General features: G+C 75.6%; 16 protein-coding genes and 1 tRNA gene. 12 read left to right on the top strand and 5 right to left on the bottom strand.

What is annotated here, in order from left to right:
- Window positions 1-447: 447 nt before the first annotated feature.
- Complete coding sequence (locus E4A51_RS10690; RefSeq protein ID WP_046529796.1) at window positions 448-2,916, top strand: GH36-type glycosyl hydrolase domain-containing protein; 2,469 nt, start codon at window positions 448-450, stop codon at window positions 2,914-2,916.
- A 46-nt stretch (window positions 2,917-2,962) separates the two neighbouring features.
- Window positions 2,963-3,979 (top strand): aldose epimerase, encoded by a 1,017-nt coding sequence (locus tag E4A51_RS10695; protein WP_134851725.1) that lies wholly within the window; start codon window positions 2,963-2,965, stop codon window positions 3,977-3,979.
- A gap of 293 nt (window positions 3,980-4,272) precedes the next feature.
- Here the strand turns inward: E4A51_RS10695 and E4A51_RS10700 are convergent, their stop codons facing one another.
- The 3 genes from E4A51_RS10700 to E4A51_RS10710 form a co-directional block, all read right to left on the bottom strand.
- Window positions 4,273-5,445, bottom strand: a complete 1,173-nt coding sequence (locus E4A51_RS10700) for a YibE/F family protein (protein ID WP_233421225.1) — start codon at window positions 5,443-5,445, stop codon at window positions 4,273-4,275.
- 407 nt (window positions 5,446-5,852) lie between these two features.
- The gene (gene aztD, locus E4A51_RS10705; RefSeq protein ID WP_134851726.1) at window positions 5,853-7,199 is read right to left on the bottom strand and encodes a zinc metallochaperone AztD; all 1,347 of its coding nucleotides are present in this window, start codon (window positions 7,197-7,199) and stop codon (window positions 5,853-5,855) included.
- Between the two features lie 108 nt (window positions 7,200-7,307).
- Window positions 7,308-7,907: an N-acetyltransferase gene (locus E4A51_RS10710; RefSeq protein WP_206120027.1), complete on the bottom strand. Its 600-nt coding sequence runs from the start codon at window positions 7,905-7,907 to the stop codon at window positions 7,308-7,310.
- 142 nt (window positions 7,908-8,049) lie between these two features.
- Here E4A51_RS10710 and E4A51_RS10715 point away from each other — a divergent pair.
- Both E4A51_RS10715 and E4A51_RS10720 read left to right on the top strand, forming a co-directional pair.
- Window positions 8,050-8,120: transfer RNA gene (locus E4A51_RS10715), tRNA-Gly, on the top strand.
- 502 nt (window positions 8,121-8,622) lie between these two features.
- Window positions 8,623-9,171, top strand: coding sequence for a hypothetical protein (locus E4A51_RS10720; protein ID WP_134851727.1), 549 nt, complete (start codon window positions 8,623-8,625; stop codon window positions 9,169-9,171).
- A 4-nt stretch (window positions 9,172-9,175) separates the two neighbouring features.
- Here E4A51_RS10720 and E4A51_RS10725 read toward each other — a convergent pair whose 3' ends face one another.
- Entirely contained in the window at window positions 9,176-10,276 is a 1,101-nt protein-coding gene (locus E4A51_RS10725) for a GTP-binding protein (RefSeq protein WP_134851728.1), read from the bottom strand.
- A gap of 73 nt (window positions 10,277-10,349) precedes the next feature.
- Between E4A51_RS10725 and rpmB the strand changes: the two genes are divergently transcribed.
- Genes rpmB through rpmF form a run of 6 tightly spaced genes read left to right on the top strand, consistent with a single transcriptional unit; the run spans window position 10,350 to window position 11,653 of the window.
- The gene (rpmB, locus tag E4A51_RS10730; RefSeq protein WP_070320737.1) at window positions 10,350-10,586 is read left to right on the top strand and encodes a 50S ribosomal protein L28; all 237 of its coding nucleotides are present in this window, start codon (window positions 10,350-10,352) and stop codon (window positions 10,584-10,586) included.
- On the top strand, window positions 10,586-10,756 hold the full coding sequence (gene rpmG, locus E4A51_RS10735) for a 50S ribosomal protein L33 (RefSeq protein WP_070320738.1): 171 nt from the start codon (window positions 10,586-10,588) through the stop codon (window positions 10,754-10,756). The genes rpmB and rpmG overlap by 1 nt, the downstream gene beginning before the upstream one ends.
- Before the next feature lies 1 nt (window position 10,757).
- Window positions 10,758-11,063 carry a 30S ribosomal protein S14 gene (rpsN, locus tag E4A51_RS10740; RefSeq protein WP_070320739.1) on the top strand — a complete coding sequence of 102 codons (306 nt, stop codon included), beginning with the start codon at window positions 10,758-10,760 and terminating at the stop codon, window positions 11,061-11,063.
- Between the two features lie 10 nt (window positions 11,064-11,073).
- On the top strand, window positions 11,074-11,349 hold the full coding sequence (locus tag E4A51_RS10745; RefSeq protein ID WP_062101235.1) for a type B 50S ribosomal protein L31: 276 nt from the start codon (window positions 11,074-11,076) through the stop codon (window positions 11,347-11,349).
- Window positions 11,346-11,468 carry a type B 50S ribosomal protein L36 gene (gene ykgO, locus E4A51_RS10750; RefSeq protein ID WP_046529805.1) on the top strand — a complete coding sequence of 41 codons (123 nt, stop codon included), beginning with the start codon at window positions 11,346-11,348 and terminating at the stop codon, window positions 11,466-11,468. Before E4A51_RS10745 ends, ykgO begins: the two co-directional genes overlap by 4 nt.
- The gene (rpmF, locus tag E4A51_RS10755; protein WP_070320740.1) at window positions 11,468-11,653 is read left to right on the top strand and encodes a 50S ribosomal protein L32; all 186 of its coding nucleotides are present in this window, start codon (window positions 11,468-11,470) and stop codon (window positions 11,651-11,653) included. The genes ykgO and rpmF overlap by 1 nt, the downstream gene beginning before the upstream one ends.
- A 109-nt stretch (window positions 11,654-11,762) precedes the next feature.
- Here the strand turns inward: rpmF and E4A51_RS10760 are convergent, their stop codons facing one another.
- A complete protein-coding gene (locus E4A51_RS10760) occupies window positions 11,763-13,073 on the bottom strand; it encodes a YibE/F family protein (protein ID WP_240696442.1) in 1,311 nt (436 codons plus the stop codon).
- 1,132 nt (window positions 13,074-14,205) lie between these two features.
- Here E4A51_RS10760 and E4A51_RS10765 point away from each other — a divergent pair.
- Window positions 14,206-16,809 carry a circularly permuted type 2 ATP-grasp protein gene (locus E4A51_RS10765; RefSeq protein ID WP_134851729.1) on the top strand — a complete coding sequence of 868 codons (2,604 nt, stop codon included), beginning with the start codon at window positions 14,206-14,208 and terminating at the stop codon, window positions 16,807-16,809.
- Entirely contained in the window at window positions 16,806-17,732 is a 927-nt protein-coding gene (locus E4A51_RS10770) for a transglutaminase family protein (RefSeq protein ID WP_046529808.1), read from the top strand. Before E4A51_RS10765 ends, E4A51_RS10770 begins: the two co-directional genes overlap by 4 nt.
- Window positions 17,733-17,751 lie beyond the last annotated feature (19 nt).

Consider the following 17,751-nt stretch of genomic DNA (forward strand, 5'->3'; position numbering starts at 1 on the left):
GGGTGTGCGCGGCGGGGCCGGTGCGACCGACGGGGCTCTGCGCGCCTCAGATGGTCCGCGGGGGCGGGCTCCCGCGGGCGCGGGGCCCGGCCTTTTCACACCGCACTTCATCCCGGCCGCGCCGGGTTCCTCCCGATGCGTCCGACTCGTGCGTCCAGGGACCTTCGGCCCGGGCTCGCGTGCGGGGCCCTGGGCCGCGCGCGCCTGACGGTGAAAGGTGCCGGGTCGTTCCGGGTCCCGCGACTCTCGGGTTATGCTGTCCGCGCTCCGGTGTGGGAGCGCTCTCGCCGTTCTCCCGCGGGACGTTCCGACGCAGACGCCGGTGCTGCACCACCCGTCGGCCCCGCCGACGGTCGACCAGGTACCTGAGCAGGGTCGCTGACACCTGGGCGCGCCGCGTGCGACGCCCCGCCGGCCGGCCGTGCGACGAGGCACGAGAGGCATGCGATGCGGTTCGGCCACTTCGACGACGCGGCACGTGAGTACGTCGTCACGACGCCCCACACCCCCTACCCGTGGATCAACTACCTCGGGTCGGAGCAGTTCTTCTCGCTGCTGTCCCACCAGGCCGGCGGGTACTCGTTCTACCGCGACGCCAAGATGCGCCGCCTGACGCGGTACCGCTACAACAACATCCCCGCCGACGCGGGCGGCCGGTACCTGTACGTCAACGACGGCGGCGACGTGTGGACCCCGTCGTGGCTGCCGGTCAAGGCGGACCTCGACCACTTCGAGGCGCGGCACGGCCTGGGGTACTCGCGCATCACGGGCGAGCGCAACGGCCTGCGCGTCGCGACGACGTTCTTCGTGCCGCTCGGCGAGAACGCCGAGGTGCAGCGCGTCGCCGTCACCAACACGTCCGACGCCGAGAAGACCGTCACGCTCTTCTCGTTCGTCGAGTTCTGCCTCTGGAACGCGCAGGACGACCAGACCAACTACCAGCGCAACCTGTCGATCGGCGAGGTCGAGGTCGAGCAGGACGGCCCGCACGGGTCGGCGATCTACCACAAGACCGAGTACCGCGAGCGCCGCGACCACTACGCCGTGTTCGGCGTGAACACGCGCGCCGACGGCTTCGACACCGACCGCGACACGTTCGTCGGCGCGTACAACTCGCTGGGCGAGGCGGCCGTGCCGCGCGCGGGCGTCTCGGCGGACTCGGTCGCGTCGGGCTGGTACCCGATCGGCTCGCACTCGGTGCGCGTCACGCTGGCCCCGGGCGAGACCCGCGACCTCGTGTACGTCCTGGGCTACCTCGAGAACCCGCAGGACGCGAAGTGGGCCGACGACGCCCACCAGGTCGTCAACAAGGAGGGCGCCCACGCGCTCCTCGGGCGCTTCGCGACGGCCGCGCAGGCCGACGCCGCGATCGAGGCGCTGCAGACCTACTGGACCGACCTGCTGTCGACGTACTCGGTGCGCTCGGGCGACGAGAAGCTCGACCGGATGGTCAACATCTGGAACCAGTACCAGTGCATGGTCACGTTCAACATGTCGCGCTCGGCGTCGTTCTTCGAGACCGGCATCGGCCGCGGCATGGGCTTCCGCGACTCCAACCAGGACCTGCTCGGCTTCGTGCACCTGGTCCCGGACCGTGCGCGTGAGCGCATCGTCGACATCGCGTCGACGCAGTTCCCCGACGGCTCGGCGTACCACCAGTACCAGCCGCTGACGAAGCGCGGGAACAACGACATCGGCTCGGGCTTCAACGACGACCCGCTGTGGCTCATCGCTGGCGTCGCCGCGTACGTCAAGGAGACCGGCGACTGGTCGATCCTCGACGAGCCCGTGCCGTTCGACAACGAGCCCGGCTCCGAGGTGCCGCTGTTCGAGCACCTGACGCGCTCGTTCGAGTTCACGGTCCAGCACCGCGGCCCGCACGGCCTGCCGCTCATCGGCCGCGCCGACTGGAACGACTGCCTCAACCTCAACTGCTTCTCGACCGAGCCGGGCGAGTCGTTCCAGACCACCGAGAACCAGGCCGGCGGGCACGCCGAGTCCGTGTTCATCGCGGCGCAGTTCGTGCTCTACGGCGCCGAGTACGCCGCGCTCGCCGAGCGCCGGGGCCTCACCGAGGTCGCGTCGCAGGCCCGCAAGGTCGTCGACGAGGTCCGCGAGGCCGTGCTCGAGCACGGCTGGGACGGCCGCTGGTTCCTGCGCGCGTACGACTTCTTCGGCAACCCCGTCGGCACCGACGCCAAGCCCGAGGGCAAGATCTGGATCGAGCCGCAGGGCTTCGCGGTCATGGCCGGCATCGGCGTGGGCGAGGGCCCCGACGACACCGCGGCACCCGCCGTGCAGGCGCTCGACGCGGTCGACGAGATGCTCGGCACGCCGCACGGCCTGGTGCTGCAGTACCCCGCGTACACGACGTACCAGATCGAGCTCGGCGAGGTCTCCACGTACCCGCCCGGGTACAAGGAGAACGGTGGCATCTTCTGCCACAACAACCCGTGGGTGATCATCGCCGAGACCGTGGTCGGCCGCGGCGACAAGGCGTTCGACTACTACAAGCGGATCACCCCGGCGTACCGCGAGGAGATCAGCGACGTCCACAAGCTCGAGCCGTACGTCTACGCGCAGATGATCGCCGGCAAGCAGGCGCCGCGCGCGGGCGAGGCGAAGAACTCGTGGCTCACGGGCACCGCGGCGTGGAACTTCGTGGCCGTGTCGCAGTACCTGCTGGGGGTCCGCCCCGACTACGACGGCCTGGTCGTCGACCCGCAGATCGGCCCCGACGTCCCGTCCTTCACCGTCACCCGCGTCGCGCGGGGCGCGACGTACGAGATCACGGTGACGAACTCGGGTGCGCGCGGCGCACGCGGTGCGCTGGTCGTCGACGGCACGCCCGTCGAGGGCAACCACGTGCCGTACGCGCCCGCCGGGTCGACCGTCCGCGTCGAGGTCACGCTCTGACGCGGGCGCTCACGCGTCCGTCGTCGTGCGCAGGGGGCTGCCGCCGATGACCGTCACCGAACCGCTCGCACCGGTCGCCACGCCGGCGCCCGCCCCGGTCACCACGACCCGGGCGGCGCCGGCGGGCGCGGTGACCCTGCGCACCGACCGCTGGGAGCTCGACGTGCTGCCCGGCACGGGTGCGTCGCTGGGCGCGGGGCGCGTCCGCACCGCCGACGGCGTGTGGCGCGACCTGCTCCGCCCCACGCGCACGTCCGCGGCCGGCGACCCCGAGAAGTGCGCGAGCTTCCCGATGGTGCCGTGGTCCAACCGGATCCGCGGCGGCGTGCTGCCCTTCGCGGGGCGGCGCTGGCAGCTGCAGCGCAACGCGGCCGACGGCACCGCGATCCACGGCGCCGTGCGGTACGCGCACTGGGACGTCGTCGAGCGCACGGCCACGGCCGTGACGCTCGCGACGGAGACGTCGTGCCAGGTGGGCGTCAACTTCCCCTGGCGGTTCGGCGCGACGATCCGGTACGCGCTCGAGGGTGACGACCTGGTCGTAACGACCTCGGTGCGCAACACCGACGTCGAGCCGTTCCCCGCGGGGTTCGGCCACCACCCGTACCTCAGCCGTGCGCTGCTGCCCGTCGGCGCGCCCGTGCGCGAGTACCCGCCGACCGCCGGGCCCGTGCTGCACGTGCCCGCGTCGGCCGGCTACCGGCTCACCGGCGCGCTTCCCGACGGCCCCGCGGGGGCCGTGCCGCCGCGCGCCGACTTCCGGGTCCCGCGCGCGCTGGGCACCGCGTTCGTCGACGACGTGCTCACCGACCTCGAGCCCGGTGCACCCGTGACGGTCGAGTACCCCGACGAGGGCGTGCGCGTCGACCTGACCATGGACCCCGTGTACCGGCACCTCGTGCTGTACGCGCCGCGGCGGCGCTGCTACTTCGCGGTCGAGCCCGCCACGAACGTCAACGACGGGTTCACGCTGCACGAGCGGGGCGTGCCCGGCACCGGCGTGTTCGTGCTCGCCCCCGGCGAGGAGCGCACGGGCACGTTCCGGCTGGCCGTCACGGTCTGAGCCGGGCCCGTCGGCGTCTCGACGCCCGGGACGCGCCGCCCACGAGACCGGGCTCGCGTCGCTCACGCGGCTCGTGAGCGCTCCCGACCCGGTCTCGTGCGCGCCGCTGCCCACCCACCGGGACGCGAGGGTGCCTCGACGGTCGGCCGGGCGGAGGCGGCGCAGGCCGAGCCGTCAGCGGACGCCGTGCGCTCGACGGACGGCAGGCGTCGGGTCGGGCCCCGCAGCGGACGCCGTGCGCTCGACGGACGGCAGGCGTGGGGTCGGGCCCCGCAGCCCGGTGACCGGTCGCGTCAGTGCGCGTGCGCGTGGCCGTGGCCGCCGCCGCGGCCCGGCGGTGAGCCGACCGCGGCGATCGCCGCGACCACCGTCGTCAGCGGGATCGCGAGCACCAGGCCCGTCGCGCCCGCGAGCGTGCGGACGATCTCCTCGGCGAACGCGCCGCCCGTCAGCGTGACCAGCAGCGGCTGGTCGTACAGCTCGAGCAGCAGCAGGAGCGGCAGCGACGCGCCCGCGTACGCGAACGCGATCGTGTAGACCGTCGACGCGATGTGGTCGCGCCCGATGCGCATGCCGCGCGCCGTGAGCGTCCGCCACGACGCGGACGGGTCGGCCGCGCGCAGCTCCCACACCGCGGCGGCCTGCGTGATCGTCACGTCGTTGAGCACGCCGATGCCCGCGAGCACGACCCCCGAGAGGAACACGCCGCGCAGCACGTGCACGCCGTCGGCGCCCAGGGCCCGGGCCAGCGCGAACGTGTCCTCCGACGTCACGGGCTGCAGGTGCGCGACGTGCGCCCCGAGCACGCCGAGGCCCGTGACCATCGCCAGGCCCAGCAGCGTGCCGACCAGCGCCGTCGTCGTCCGCAGCGACACGCCGTGCGCGAGGTACAGCACCACCACGACGATCGCGGTCGACCCGGCGAGCGCGACCGTCAGCCCGTCCTGCCCGGCCACGAGCGCGGGCAGCATGTAGACGCCGAGCACCGCGAACGCGATCCCCAGCCCGAGCAGCGCCCGCAGCCCGCGCAGCCCCGCGACGAGCGTCGTGACCAGCGCGAACGCGAGCGCGAACGCGCCGAGCGGGAGCGTGCGGTCGACGTCGTGCCACGCCCACACCTCGGCCTCCCCGGCGGTCGCGGGGTAGTGCTCGAGCGTCACACGGGTGCCCGCGGGCAGGTCGGCCGCCTCGGTGCCGGAGGTCGCGAACACGTCGACCTCGCGGCCCGCCGACGTCCGCGCCGTGACCTGCAGGCACTGGACGCTCTGCGGCACGGTGCCGTCCGGGAGCACGTCCTCGACGGTGCCGTCGCACGACTGCATCCGCGTGTCCACGACCTGCGCGCCGACGTACCGCACCCCCGCGTCCGAGAGGGTCGTGCGGGGGCCGTCGCCCGACGGCCAGGTGAGCGCGATGCCCAGCAGCGCGGCGAGCGCGCAGACCACGACGACGGCCGTCAGCAGCACGCGCGTCACCGTGCCGCGCGGGTGCGGGGCGTCCAGGTCGGCGCCGCGGCGCGCACGCCGCCGGCCGGGGGGCGCGGGCGCAGCGTGCCCGGGGGACTCGGCGAGGTGGGGGACGATCCCCGCGGCCGCGGGTCCGGTCGCCAGGGGGCCGGCCGCCGCAGGTCCCGTCGCCGCGGGGTCGTGCGGGGCGGGTCCGGTTGCCGCGGGATGGTGCGGGGCGGGTCCGGTCGCCGCGGGGTCGTGCGCGGCGGGCGCGGGCTCGGTCGGGCGGGGCGCGGGCTCGGTCGGGCTCACGGGGCGATTCTTCCCTCCGGCGGGCGGGTCGTGCCGCGGCACGGGTCCGCGCGTCGCACCGGGCCGGTGCGGCGTCGCGTCGACCTCGGTCCCGGCCTCGCCGGTGCCGGTGCTCAGTGGTCGTGGTCGGCGTGCTCGTCGTCGTGCGCGTGCTCGTCGTGCGTCGCGTCGTCGGCGTGGTCGCGGTGCTCCGGGGGCTCGCCGGTCGCGAGCGCGACCTCGTCGGGCACGACGTCGAGCGTGACGGAGCGGTAGACCTCGCCCGTCTCGACGTCGACCGCGAGGACGCGCCGCGTGGCCGGGTCGGTCACGTACGCGGTGCCCGCGTGGACCTTCACGGCGGGGCGCGGGGTCTGCCACTCGGTGGGCTCCTCCCACGCGTCGACCACGGGCGTCGAGCGCACGAGCGCACCCGTCTCGGGGTCGATCACGTGCAGCGCGCCGTCGGTGCCCAGCACGATCGCCTCGCCGTCGTCGCCGCGCGCGAGCGAGCGGAACGTGTACGACGCGGGTAGGTCGACGAGCCGCAGGGTCGCGGTGCGGGTGTCGACCAGCGACACGCGCGTCGGGCGCTCGAGCTCGGCGTCCGGGTCGGTCTTGTAGTCGCCCAGCACGACCGGCGACTCCTCCGAGCCGGCCTGGTTGCCGATGCGGCCGTACGCGTCGGGGCTCGGGACCTTGGTGAACGCGCCGTCGGCGAACAGCACGACCCCGTCCTGGCAGCCGATCGCGACGACGTCGCCCTGCGCGACGGACTCGCCGTGCACGCCCGGGCAGGTGTCGATCGCGGCGATCTCGTCGCCGTCGGCGTCGAGCGCACGGACGCCGGTGCGGGCGTCCTCGGTGCCCTCGGAGACGACGAGCGTGCCGTCGTGCAGCTCGACCGCGACGCCGTGGTGCGCGTGCGGGGTCGTGTACGTGCGGGCGTCGTCCGACGGCCCGTCGGCGACCGCGGTGGAGTCGACGACCGTGACCTCGCCCGTGCCGTCGGCGAACAGCGCGGTGCGGCCGTCGTGGACCACCGCGTGGCCGGGGTGGTCGGCGGGGAACGTCACGTCGGTGAGCTGCGGCTCGCTCGTGTAGTAGTGCGCGTGGTCGCCGTGCGCCTGGCCCCACGTGCCGGCGTCGAGCACCTGGAAGCCCGCGGCGGTCGAGACGAGGACGTGGCGGTGGTCGCCCGCGGGGTTGACGCGCAGGTAGCCCTCGGCGGGCAGGTCGGCGAGGACCTCGAGCGACGCGCCGTCGAGCACGAGGACGCCGCCGTCGTACGTCACGGCGAGGCGCGGGAGGGCGGCCGCGCGCTCGACGGCGGGCGCCGTCGTGGTGTCGGCGGTGGGGGTGGGCGTCGCGGCGTCGGCGGCGTCGGACGTGCCGGAGCACGCGGCGAGGAGCGTCGCGGTGAGCGCGAGCGCGAGCGCCGGGGCGGCGCGGCGGGTGCGGGGGTGCGGGGCAGTGGTCATGGCGTGGTGGGGCGGCAGGGCGCGCCCGGTCCTCTCCGGTCGGTCGGTGGGGTGTCGAGAACCTAACAGAGAGTGAGAGCCGGTATCAATAAGAACGGGGCGCAGGCGTCACCGCAGGTCGAGCACCATCCGGTGCCCCCAGTCGAACGACGCGTCGCGCCGGAAGCCCAGGTGCTCGTAGAACGCCACCGCGCGCGTGTTCTGCGCCGCCACGCCCAGGTGGACGCCCGGCACGCCCCGCGCGCGCAGCGCGTCCGCCAGCGTCTCGATGAGGCGCCGGCCCCAGCCCTGCCCCTGCAGGCGGGGCAGCAGGTCGACGTGCAGGTGCGCGGGCGCGTCCGCCGGCACCTCCGACGGCTCCGGGTGGTGGATCCGCGCGAGCAGCGCGTGGTCCTCGGTGCCGTCCCGCGGGTCCGGCACCTGCGGGTGCTGCGCGCGCAGCACGGGCCACCACGCCCGCTCGCACCACGCCTCGAACGCCGCCGTGTCGGCCGTCGCGACGACGTACCCCGCGACGCCCTGCGCGTCGACCACCACGAGGCTCAGGCCTGGGTCCGCCGTCGGGTACGGGCCGCAGTACACGTGCCCCAGCAGGTCCGGCGAGCGGTACAGCGACGTCGCGTCACCGCCCGCCGCGCCCGTCAGCAGGCACACGCGGTACATGCCGGGCAGGTCGCTGGGGTGGAACGGGCGCAGCGTCGCGGTCACGCGCCCGACCCTGCCACCGCGCGTGCGGGCCGACCAGCCCTGCACCACCCCGGGCGACGGGCGGCGTCACCGGTGGGCCGGGTTGAAGAGTGGGGCCCCGCAGCGGGTAGGATCGACGCCGCAGCGCCCTCGGCGGCGCCGCGCGGGTGTAGTTCAATGGTAGAACATCAGCTTCCCAAGCTGATAGCGCGGGTTCGATTCCCGTCACCCGCTCCGCTCGAGAGGCCAGGTCAGGGCACGTGCCCGCCTGGCCTTCGTCGTCCCCGGCGCCGTCGTCGTCTCCCGCGTCGTCGCGGACGCCGGGCGTGCCCGGTGCGCCCGGCGCGTCCGGTTCGCGACGTCGGCCGCGCGCGCCCCGGATCGTTCCGGATGTCGAGTGGATCGCGTCCGCATGGCGGACGTCGTGTAAACACCTCGTTGCGCGCGCTCGGCCCGCGGGTCACCCGGGCGGCGCACCACCGGGTCGCCCCGTCGGACGCATCGACGCGCATCGTCGCAGGTCAGCGGCTGCTTCGCCGTTCTGGACGCACCCTTCCGCGGCATAGGAGCCCGGTGCTACCTTGACGCCGGCCCACGGGGGAGCCGCACCACCAGGCACCTCGCGTCTCCCGCACCGCACCACGGGTCGTGGTCACGGCGCCCTGCGCGTCGTGCCGGTGCGCGGGGCCGTGCATCGGAACCGGACCGCGTCCCGCACCGACCCCTGGAGCCTCGCGTGACCCCTCCCCCCTCGTCCCGCGCCACCGCCCCTCGCCGTCGCGTGCAGGCCGCGGCCCTCGCCGCGCTCGCGGCCCTCACGCTCGTGGCCGCGGGCTGCTCGACCCCCGCCAGCGCGGAGGGCTCCGAGGAGACGCCGCTCGCCGACTACGAGGGCGGGCAGCGCACGTTCGGGCAGGCGTACGAGTACGGCAACGGGCTCTTCGTGCAGATCAAGGCGCCGGTCGAGTTCGAGCCGACCGAGCAGACAGTGGGTCTGGGCGGCGAGGGCGTGCCGATCAAGATCCGGGTGTCGATCACCAACGGGTCGCGCACCGACTACAAGCCGCACACGTTGAGCGCCACCGCCGTCTCGGGCGGCGTCGAGGCGACGCCGCTCACCGACGCGACCGCGCAGATCGAGGTCACGGGCCCGAGCGTGGAGATCCGGCCCGCGGGTGTGGTCGCGTTCGACCTGGCGTTCCTCGTCGCGGACCCGAGCGACGTCACGCTCACGGTCATCCCCGCGATCGGCGGCTACCAGCCGGTCGTCTACTCGACGCCCTGACCGCTCACGCCGAGGTCCGGTCGCCCAGCCACGGCGCGAGCACGTCGGGGCGGCCCAGCCACGGCGCGTACCCGCGGCGCACCTCCGCGTCGCTGAGGACGAGCTCGGCGAACGCCTCGCGCAGCGCGGGCGCCTCGTCGCCCGTGCCTGTGACCACCAGGCGCGTGTCGGGCGTGCGGCGGCCCCACGGCCCGGCCGCCCCGATGCTGAGCTGACCGCCCGCGCCGTCCCACACGCACAGCGTGTCGGGGCGGCTCGGCACGTGGAACCGTCCGCGGCTGCGCACGGGCGGCGAGCCCAGGCGTCGCACGTCGTGCAGCAGACGCTCGGGGTGGAACGGGTGCGTCGACCGCAGGTCGAGGGTCCACACGCCGTGCTCCGTGGGCGCGCCGGCCACGGGTGCGACGTGCGCGGGGTCGAGCCGGCGCTCGCCGGTCGCGGGACGGTGCTCGTGCGCGACGAGGTCGGCGACGGTCACGGCGTGCCGGCCGTCGACGCGGCGCGCGTCACCCGCGCGCACGTGGTCCAGCAGGTCGGACGCGACGGGGTGGTCGTCGCGCGCGCCGGTCACGAGGACGACGTCGGCGTGCCCCACCTGCGCCGCGAGCGCCTCGCCGACCGCGCGGCGGTCGTCCTCGGTGAGCGCGAGCCCGCGTTCGTCGAGCAGGTCGTCGCCCAGCAGGTCGTGGTGGAAGCCGGCGAGGTCGACGGTCGTCACGGCGTCGCCGAGCCGCAGGCCGGCCAGCGGCTCGCCCGCGCGCATGGCCCAGCCGAGCGCGCGGACCACGGGCAGGGACTCGGCGCTCACGGGCAGCGCGAGCACGACGGCGTCCCAGCGCGGGTCGTCGGCGAGGCGGCGCAGCGTGGGCACGGCGTCCTCGCGGACGGCGCACGACAGGCACGCGTGCTCGAGCGGCACGACCTCGTCCTCGACGACGCCGTCGGCGGACGCGACGACGCGGCGGATCGCGCCGCCGTCCTCGTCGTCGTGGATGTCGTGGCGGACCGCGACGGTGCGCGGGGAGTCGATCAGCAGGCCGAGCAGCGTCGCGTCGCGCTCGACGGGGTCGACGGAGGACAGGACGACGACGGGGGTGCGGGTCACGGGCGCTCCTGGTTGATGCGAATCGTTCTCGACAGTTGACGAGAATCATAATCAATAACTACGGTCGTCCGCCATGAGCAACCACTGCCAGGTCCTGGGGAAGGTGCCGACCTTCGGGCGCACCGTGTCCCACTCGGGGCGCCGCACGTCGCGGCGGTTCGTGCCGAACGTCCAGCGCCGCCGCTACTGGGTGCCGTCGCTCGGGCGGCACGTGCGGCTGCGCGTCTCGACGGACGGCATCAAGACCATCGACCGCCGCGGCATCGACGTCGTCGTCGCCGCGATCCTCGCGCGCGGGGAGAAGGTCTGATGGCCGGCAAGCGCGCCGACCTGCGGCCCGTCATCAAGCTCCGCTCCACCGGCGGCACCGGGTTCACCTACGTGACCCGCAAGAACCGCCGCAACACCCCCGACCGCCTCGTGCTGCGCAAGTTCGACCCCGTGCTGCGCCGGCACGTCGACTTCCGCGAGGAGCGCTGACATGGCCAAGAAGTCCAAGATCGCCCGCGACGCCCAGCGCCGCGAGGTCGTCGCCCGGTACGCCGCACGCCGCACCGAGCTGCGCGCCGCGTCCGTGAACCCCCACCTCACCGAGGACGAGCGCCGCGCCGCCCGCGCCGCGCTGCACGCCCAGCCGCGCGACGCGAGCCCCGTGCGGCTGCGCAACCGCGACCTCGCCGACGGCCGCCCGCGCGGCCACCTGCGCACGTTCGGGCTGTCCCGCGTGCGGTTCCGTCAGACGGCGCTGCGCGGCGAGCTGCCCGGCGTCACCAAGTCCAGCTGGTGAGGAGCCACCCGTGAAGCAGGGCATCCACCCCGACTACCACCCCGTCGTCTTCCGTGACGCGTCCGCCGGGTACGCGTTCCTCACGCGCTCGACCGCGACGTCCACCACCACGGTCGAGTGGGAGGACGGGCGCACCTACCCCGTGATCGACGTCGAGATCTCGAGCGCGAGCCACCCGTTCTGGACCGGCAGCGCACGCGTCATGGACACCGCGGGCCGCGTCGAGAAGTTCCACCGCCGCTACGGCACGCCCGGCGGCACCACGCCGAAGGAGCAGGACCGATGAAGGTGCGCGCGTCGCTCGCGTCGCTCAAGAAGAAGGACGGGTCGATCGTCGTGCGCCGCCGCGGCAGGACCTACGTCATCAACAAGAAGAACCCGCGCTGGAAGGGGCGGCAGGGCTGATGGCCGTCCCCAAGCGCAGGACCTCGCGCTCGCGCACGCGGACCCGCCGCGCGCAGTGGGTCGCGACGCCGACGCCCCTGACCCGCGTGCGCGTCGACGGACGCGACGTCGTCGTGCCGTCGCGCCTCGTGCCCGCGCTGCGCCGCGGGCTCCTCGACCCGGGGACGCTGCCGCCGGCACCGTGAGGACCGCGCCCGGCACGCGGCGGCCCCGAGGCGGGGCGGAGAGGCCGAGCCCTCGCCGCCCCGCCTCGTCGTCGCTCCCGCCCCGGGCCAACGGCGCGACCCGGCACCGTCAGGCCACGCGTGCCGCGTCGGGCGCGACGCGGAGCGCGGGCTCGGACGCCGAGGGCGCGGACAGCCGGACGAACGTCGCCGCGAGCGCCGTCGTCACCGGGATCGCGAGCACCAGCCCGATCGAGCCGACCAACGTGCGGACGACCTCCTCGGCGATCTCGCCGCTGGTCAGCAGGCCCAGCAGGTCACGGTCGGACAGGCTCACGAGCAGCACGAGCGGCAGCGCCGCACCCACGTACGCGAACACGATCGTGTAGACGGTCGACGCGATGTGGTCGCGCCCGATCCGCATGCCCTGGCCGAACAGCGCCCGCCACGAGCGCCCCGGGCTCGCAGCGTGCAGCTCCCAGACGGCGGACGCCTGCGTGATCGTCACGTCATTCAGCACCCCCAGGCCGGCCAGCACCATGCCGCACACCAGCACGGCCCGCAGCCGCACCTCGGGCGCGACGGACATCAGGTCCAGCGCGTACTCGCCCGACAGGCCGGTCAGGTGCGCCGCGCCGCCCGCCCACGCCGCGATGCCCGCGGTCGCGACGAGCCCGACGAGCGTCCCGGCGAGCGCGGTCGACGTGCGCACCGACACCCCGTGCGCGAGGTAGAGCACCGCGAACATGATCGCGACGCTCGTCACGAGGGCCACGGGCACCGCGGGGCGGCCCTGCAGCAGCGCGGGCAGTGTGAACGCCGCGACGACGGCGAGCCCCACGGCCATGCCCGCCAGTGCCGCGAGCCCCCGCCAGCGCGCCACCAGCACGACGAGCAGCGCGAACACCGCCGCCAGCAGCGCCATGGGCGGCCCGCGCACGAAGTCGACGAACACGTGCTGCGTGATCATCGCGTCCGGGTCCGCGGTCGGGTCGAACGCGATCGCCGCGACCTGCATGCTCGCGGCCCGGACCGTGTCGCCGACCGCGAGCTCGGGCACGTACTCGGGCGGCACGTGCAGGCCGACCTCGGTGCCGTCGGACAACCGGATCGTCGCCTGGTCGTCGGTGCCGGGGCCGCCGGTGCCGTGGTCGCCGGTGGCAGAGCGTCCCGTGCCGACGTCGCCCGTGCCGCCGTCCCCTTCACCGAGGTCGCCGGCACCGAGGTCGCCGGTCGCGGCGCCGTCGACCGTGCCGTCGTGCACCGCGACGACCTCGCCGCGCACGTACGTGACGCCGGGCCCGTCGGTCGCGAACTGCGGCGGTGCCGCGTCCGGGTCGGGCCACAGCCACCACGCGCCGAGGCCGGTGACCACGACGACCGGCAGCAGGACCGCGGCGAGCAGCACGCGCGCCCGCCGCGCCGACGCTGCTGGCAGCACCGTCGCCCCGTGCCCGTGCCCGTGCCCGTGCCCGTGCCCGTGCCCGTGCCCGTTGCCAGCGTGCTCGTGCTCGTGCGCGCGCCCGTGCTCGTGCCCGGGTCCGTCGTCGCCTGCGGGCCGAGCGTCGGGCGGGTGACCGGCGTCCGGTCCCGTGCCCGTGCCGTGCCGGGCGTCCGCCTCAGCTCCGCGCTGGGCGAGCGCGTCCGTACGGCGCCCGGCGACGTCGTCCGTGTCGCGTCCGCCGGCCGGACCGTCGGAGGCGGGCACGTGGGCCGTCGCCGGTGCTCGCTCGGCGGGTGTCCTGTCCGTCACCGCACCACCCTGACCGCGCCGCGCACCCGAGCGCGGCACGCCACGCCGACGACCCCGAGCCGCGCCCTCTCACCGACCCCTCGCGGCCCCTCTCGCCGACCCCGACCGACGAGCCCCGGCCGCGGAGCTGTCGCCACCGCGCCCGGTCAGCACCGTGTCCGGCCGTGCCCCCGCGCCGCGAGCGCGGTACTCGTTCGTCGAGTGCGCCGGGAACGAGTGCCGCGTTCGGTGCGCGAGTGCCGCGCTCGCGGTGCCCCGCTGCTCGCGGATGGTCCGGCACGGCCACGGACCCGCGGCGCCGTCGATCCAGCGGGGTCGTCGGCTTCTCTCCTCGGCGAGCGCGGTAGTCGTTCGTCGAGTGCGCCGGGAACGAGTGCCGCGCTCGGTGCGCGAGTGCCGCACTCGGCGAGTGACGACCCTGCACGAGGCGCGACGATCGCCTCGGTGGACGGCGGGCGCACTCGCCGTGTGGCTGGGCCTGACCCGGCAGCCACCTGCCTCCGGTCTCGTCCTGCCTGGCGAGCGCGGTAGTTGTTCGCCGAGTGCGCCGGGAACGAGTGCCGCGCTCGGTGCGCGAGTGCCGCGTTCGCAGACGAGTGCCGTGCTCGGTGCGCGCGCACTGACGGCCGGCCGGCCGGCCAGCCCGCCCCCGCGCGCCGGCCGCCCACCCGCGCGCCGGCCGCCCACCCGCGCGCCGGCCGCCCACCCGCGCGCCGGTGCGCTCGCACCCGTGCGACGGGCACGCGGCGCACGGGCGACGTCCGCGACAGGCCGGTGGGCGCGGCACGCACCCGGCGCCCGCGTGCGCCAGACTGCCCGGGTGACCGACCTGCTCTCGTCGCCGCGCCTGCTGGGCGACGGGACGGCGATCTCGCACCGGCCGGACTGGACCTGGCTGCCGCCGGGTGCGGCCCCGACCGACGACGACCTCGCGCGCGCCGCGCGGCAGGCCGAGCAGCTGCTCGCCGAGCACGGCGTGACCTACGGCGGCGACGGGCCCGACGGCGAGCAGCCCTGGCGTCTCGACCCGCTGCCGGTGGTCGTCGACGAGCCCGAGTGGGCGCGCCTGGACGCGGCGCTCGTGCAGCGCGCCGAGGTGCTCGACGCGGTGCTGCACGACCTGTACGGGCCGCGCCGCCTGCTCGACGACCGCGTGCTGCCGCCCACGGCGGTGCTGTCGCACCCCGGCTTCCTGCGTGCGGTCGACGGGCTGCGGCTGCCGGGCGGGCGGGAGCTCGTGCTGACCGCGACGGACCTGGTGCGGGACTCGACGGGCGGCTGGTGCGCGGTCGCGGACCGCACGCAGGCGCCGTCGGGCGCCGGGTACGCCATGGAGGGGCGCCGCGTCACGTCGCAGGTGCTCGCGGGCGTGTACCGGCAGGCGCCGATCGCGCGGCTCGGGCCGTTCTTCCACGCGCTGCGGCAGGCGCTGCGGGAGGTCGCGCCCGAGACGGCGGGCGACGAGCCGCGCGCCGTGCTGCTGTCGCCGGGACCGGGCAGCGAGACCGCGTTCGACCAGGCGTTCCTCGCCTCGATGCTCGGGCTGCCGCTGGTCGAGGGGTCCGACCTGGTGGTGCGCGCCGGGCGCCTGCACCTGCAGGGCATCGACGGGCTCGAGCGCGTCGACGTCGTGCTGCGCCGCGTCGACGGCGACTGGTGCGACCCGCTCGACCTGCGGGCCGGTTCCCGACTGGGGGTGCCCGGGCTGGTGCACGCGGTCCGGCAGGGGTCGGTGAGCGTCGTCAACCCGCTGGGGGCGTCGGTGCTGGAGAGCCCCGCGCTGCTCACGTACCTGCCGCGGCTCGCGCGCGCGGTGCTCGACCAGGACCTCGTGCTCGCGTCGGCGCCCACGTGGTGGTGCGGCGAGGAGCGGTCGCTGCGGCACGTGCTGGGCCGGATCGACCGCCTCGTGCTCAAGCCGACGGTGCACGGTCCGCGCACCACGACCGTGCTGGGCTGGACGTTGAGCGCCGCCGAGCGTGACGCTCTCGCGGCGCGCATCACGGCCGAGCCGTGGCGGTGGGTCGGGCAGGAGCCCGTCGGCCCGACCGTCGAGGAGGCGGGCGTCGCGACCGACCGGCCGGGCGTCGAGGGCGTCGGGCCCGCGGACCTGGGGCCGCGGGCGGCCGTGCTGCGCGCGTACGCGGTCGCGCACGCCGGCACGTACACGGTGATGTCCGGCGGCCTCGCGCGCGTCGCCGACGACCCGGTCGTGTCGTCGTCGTCGCGCGGGGCGACCGCCAAGGACGTGTGGGTCATGTCCTCGCAGCCCACGACGTCCGCCGTCGGGCCGCGCGAGGACGCCGTGACCGCCGTCGGGCGCGTCGCCGGGTACGGCATCTCGCCGCGCACCGCCGAGAACCTGTACTGGATCGGCCGGTACGCCGAGCGCGCCGAGGGCGAGGTGCGCGTGCTGCGCGCCGTCGCCGACCGTTGGGACGACTACCACCGCACGCCCGACGCGCCGGGCGGTCAGGCGCTCGCGGTGCTGCTGCACGCGCTGACCCCCGCCGCGCTCCCGGACGGCGGTGACGCGGGCACCGGGGCGCCCGACGCTCCGCCCGTCGCGCCCCACGTGCCCGCGCTGCGGGACCTGCTTCTCGACCGCCGCACGCCGGGCTCGGTGGCCCGCGCGGTGCGCCGGCTCGGCACCGCGGCGGCCGCCGCGCGCGACCAGCTCTCGACCGACGTCTACGGTCCGCTGGCCCGCATCGAGCGGGCGCTGCGCGACGAGCGCTCGCGCGGCCGCACGCGCGGGCAGGGCGGCGACGCCGACGTCCCGGGGGCAGTCACCGCGGGGCTGCGTCCGACGCTCGACCGCGTCCTCGAGGGCCTGCTCGCGATCTCCGGCGTCGCTGCGGAAGGCCTCACGCGCGACGTCGGCTGGCACCTGCTCGACGCGGGCCGCCGCATCGAGCGTGCGCAGAACATCGTCGACATGCTCGGTGCGACGCTCGTCGTGCGGCGGCCCGCCGACGTCGAGGAGCTGCTGCTCGAGTCGGTGCTCATCGCGGGGGAGTCGGTCATCACCTACCGCCGTCGGCACCAGTCCGGCGCGAGCGTCGCCAGCGTGCTCGACCTGCTGGTGCACGACCGCACCAACCCGCGCTCGCTCGCGTTCCAGCTCGACCGGCTGCTCGCCGACCTCGAGGCCGTGCCCGCGCCGCGGTCCGCCGCGCAGCGCGACCACCTGCTGCAGGGCGTCGCCGAGCTGGTCGCCGAGCTCGACACGGTCGCGGTCGGCAACGAGGTGTCCGAGGACGGGCGCCGCGTGCGCCTGGCCGACGCGCTGGGCTCGATGCTGTGGCGGCTGCGCGAGGCGTCGGACGAGATCGAGCGCGTGCACTTCGTGCGGCCCGGACCGGGCCGCGCGCTCGTGGACCTGTGGGGCACGGGCGACGACACGAGCGGGGGTGGCGCGTGAGCGTCCGGACGTACGACCTCGTGCACCGCACGACCTACGAGTACCCGCAACCCGTCACCGACTCCTACGGCCGCACCACGATGACGCCGCGCGACCTGCCCGACCAGCGCGTGCTCAGCACGAGCCTGACGATCGACCCCGCGCCCGCCGACACGGGCGAGCACGTCGACTGGTTCGGCAGCACGACCACGTACTTCGGGGTGACGACGCCGCACACGCGGCTCGTCGTGACGTCCCGCTCGACGCTCGAGGTGAGCCGGACCGTGCCGCCGCGCGACGCGCTGCCCGACGTCGGCTGGCGTGCCGTCGCGCGCGCCGTGACCGCGGGCGACCTGGGCGCGCTGCGCACCGACGCCGCGGGGCTCGTCGCGGTGCGCGAGGCCGTGCTCCCGTCGACGCACGTGACGTTCGTCGACGAGGTCCGCGACTGGGCCGCGCCGTCGTTCGCGCAGGACCGGCCGCTCGCGGACGTCGTGGTCGACCTCGTCCACCGCATCCGCACCGAGCTGACCTACCGCTCCGGCTCGACGACCGTCCACACCACGCAGGCGCAGCTGCTCGCGCAGGGGGCCGGCGTGTGCCAGGACTTCGCGCACCTCATGATCGCGGCGCTGCGCCTGCACGGCCTGCCCGCGCGGTACGCGTCGGGGTACATCGAGACGCGCCCCCGCCCGGGACGGCCCAAGCTGCGCGGCGCCGACGCGTCGCACGCCTGGGTCTCGGTGTGGCTGCCCGGGCACGGCTGGCTCGACGCCGACCCGACCAACGACCAGCTCGTCGACGACCGGTACGTCGTCCTCGGCTGGGGCCGCGACTACCACGACGTGCCGCCGCTGCGCGGCGTGATCTTCACCGACGGCCGCGGCGCGACGCCCCGCGTCGAGGTGGACCTGGTCCCGGCGGGCTCCGCACCGTTCGTCTGACGCGGCCCGACGGTCGGCC

The organism is Cellulomonas sp. HD19AZ1 (assembly GCF_004535805.1).
GTDB classification, from domain to species: Bacteria; Actinomycetota; Actinomycetes; order Actinomycetales; family Cellulomonadaceae; genus Cellulomonas; species Cellulomonas iranensis.

Excerpts from the sequence above, each read along its gene's own strand:
- E4A51_RS10690 (WP_046529796.1), top strand. The coding sequence starts at position 448 with ATGCGGTTCGGCCACTTCGACGACGCGGCACGTGAGTACGTCGTCACG.
- E4A51_RS10695 (WP_134851725.1), top strand. The coding sequence starts at position 2,963 with ATGACCGTCACCGAACCGCTCGCACCGGTCGCCACGCCGGCGCCCGCC.
- aztD (WP_134851726.1), bottom strand. The coding sequence starts at position 7,199 with ATGACCACTGCCCCGCACCCCCGCACCCGCCGCGCCGCCCCGGCGCTC.
- rpmB (WP_070320737.1), top strand. The coding sequence starts at position 10,350 with ATGAGCAACCACTGCCAGGTCCTGGGGAAGGTGCCGACCTTCGGGCGC.
- rpmG (WP_070320738.1), top strand. The coding sequence starts at position 10,586 with ATGGCCGGCAAGCGCGCCGACCTGCGGCCCGTCATCAAGCTCCGCTCC.
- rpsN (WP_070320739.1), top strand. The coding sequence starts at position 10,758 with ATGGCCAAGAAGTCCAAGATCGCCCGCGACGCCCAGCGCCGCGAGGTC.
- ykgO (WP_046529805.1), top strand. The coding sequence starts at position 11,346 with ATGAAGGTGCGCGCGTCGCTCGCGTCGCTCAAGAAGAAGGACGGGTCG.
- rpmF (WP_070320740.1), top strand. The coding sequence starts at position 11,468 with ATGGCCGTCCCCAAGCGCAGGACCTCGCGCTCGCGCACGCGGACCCGC.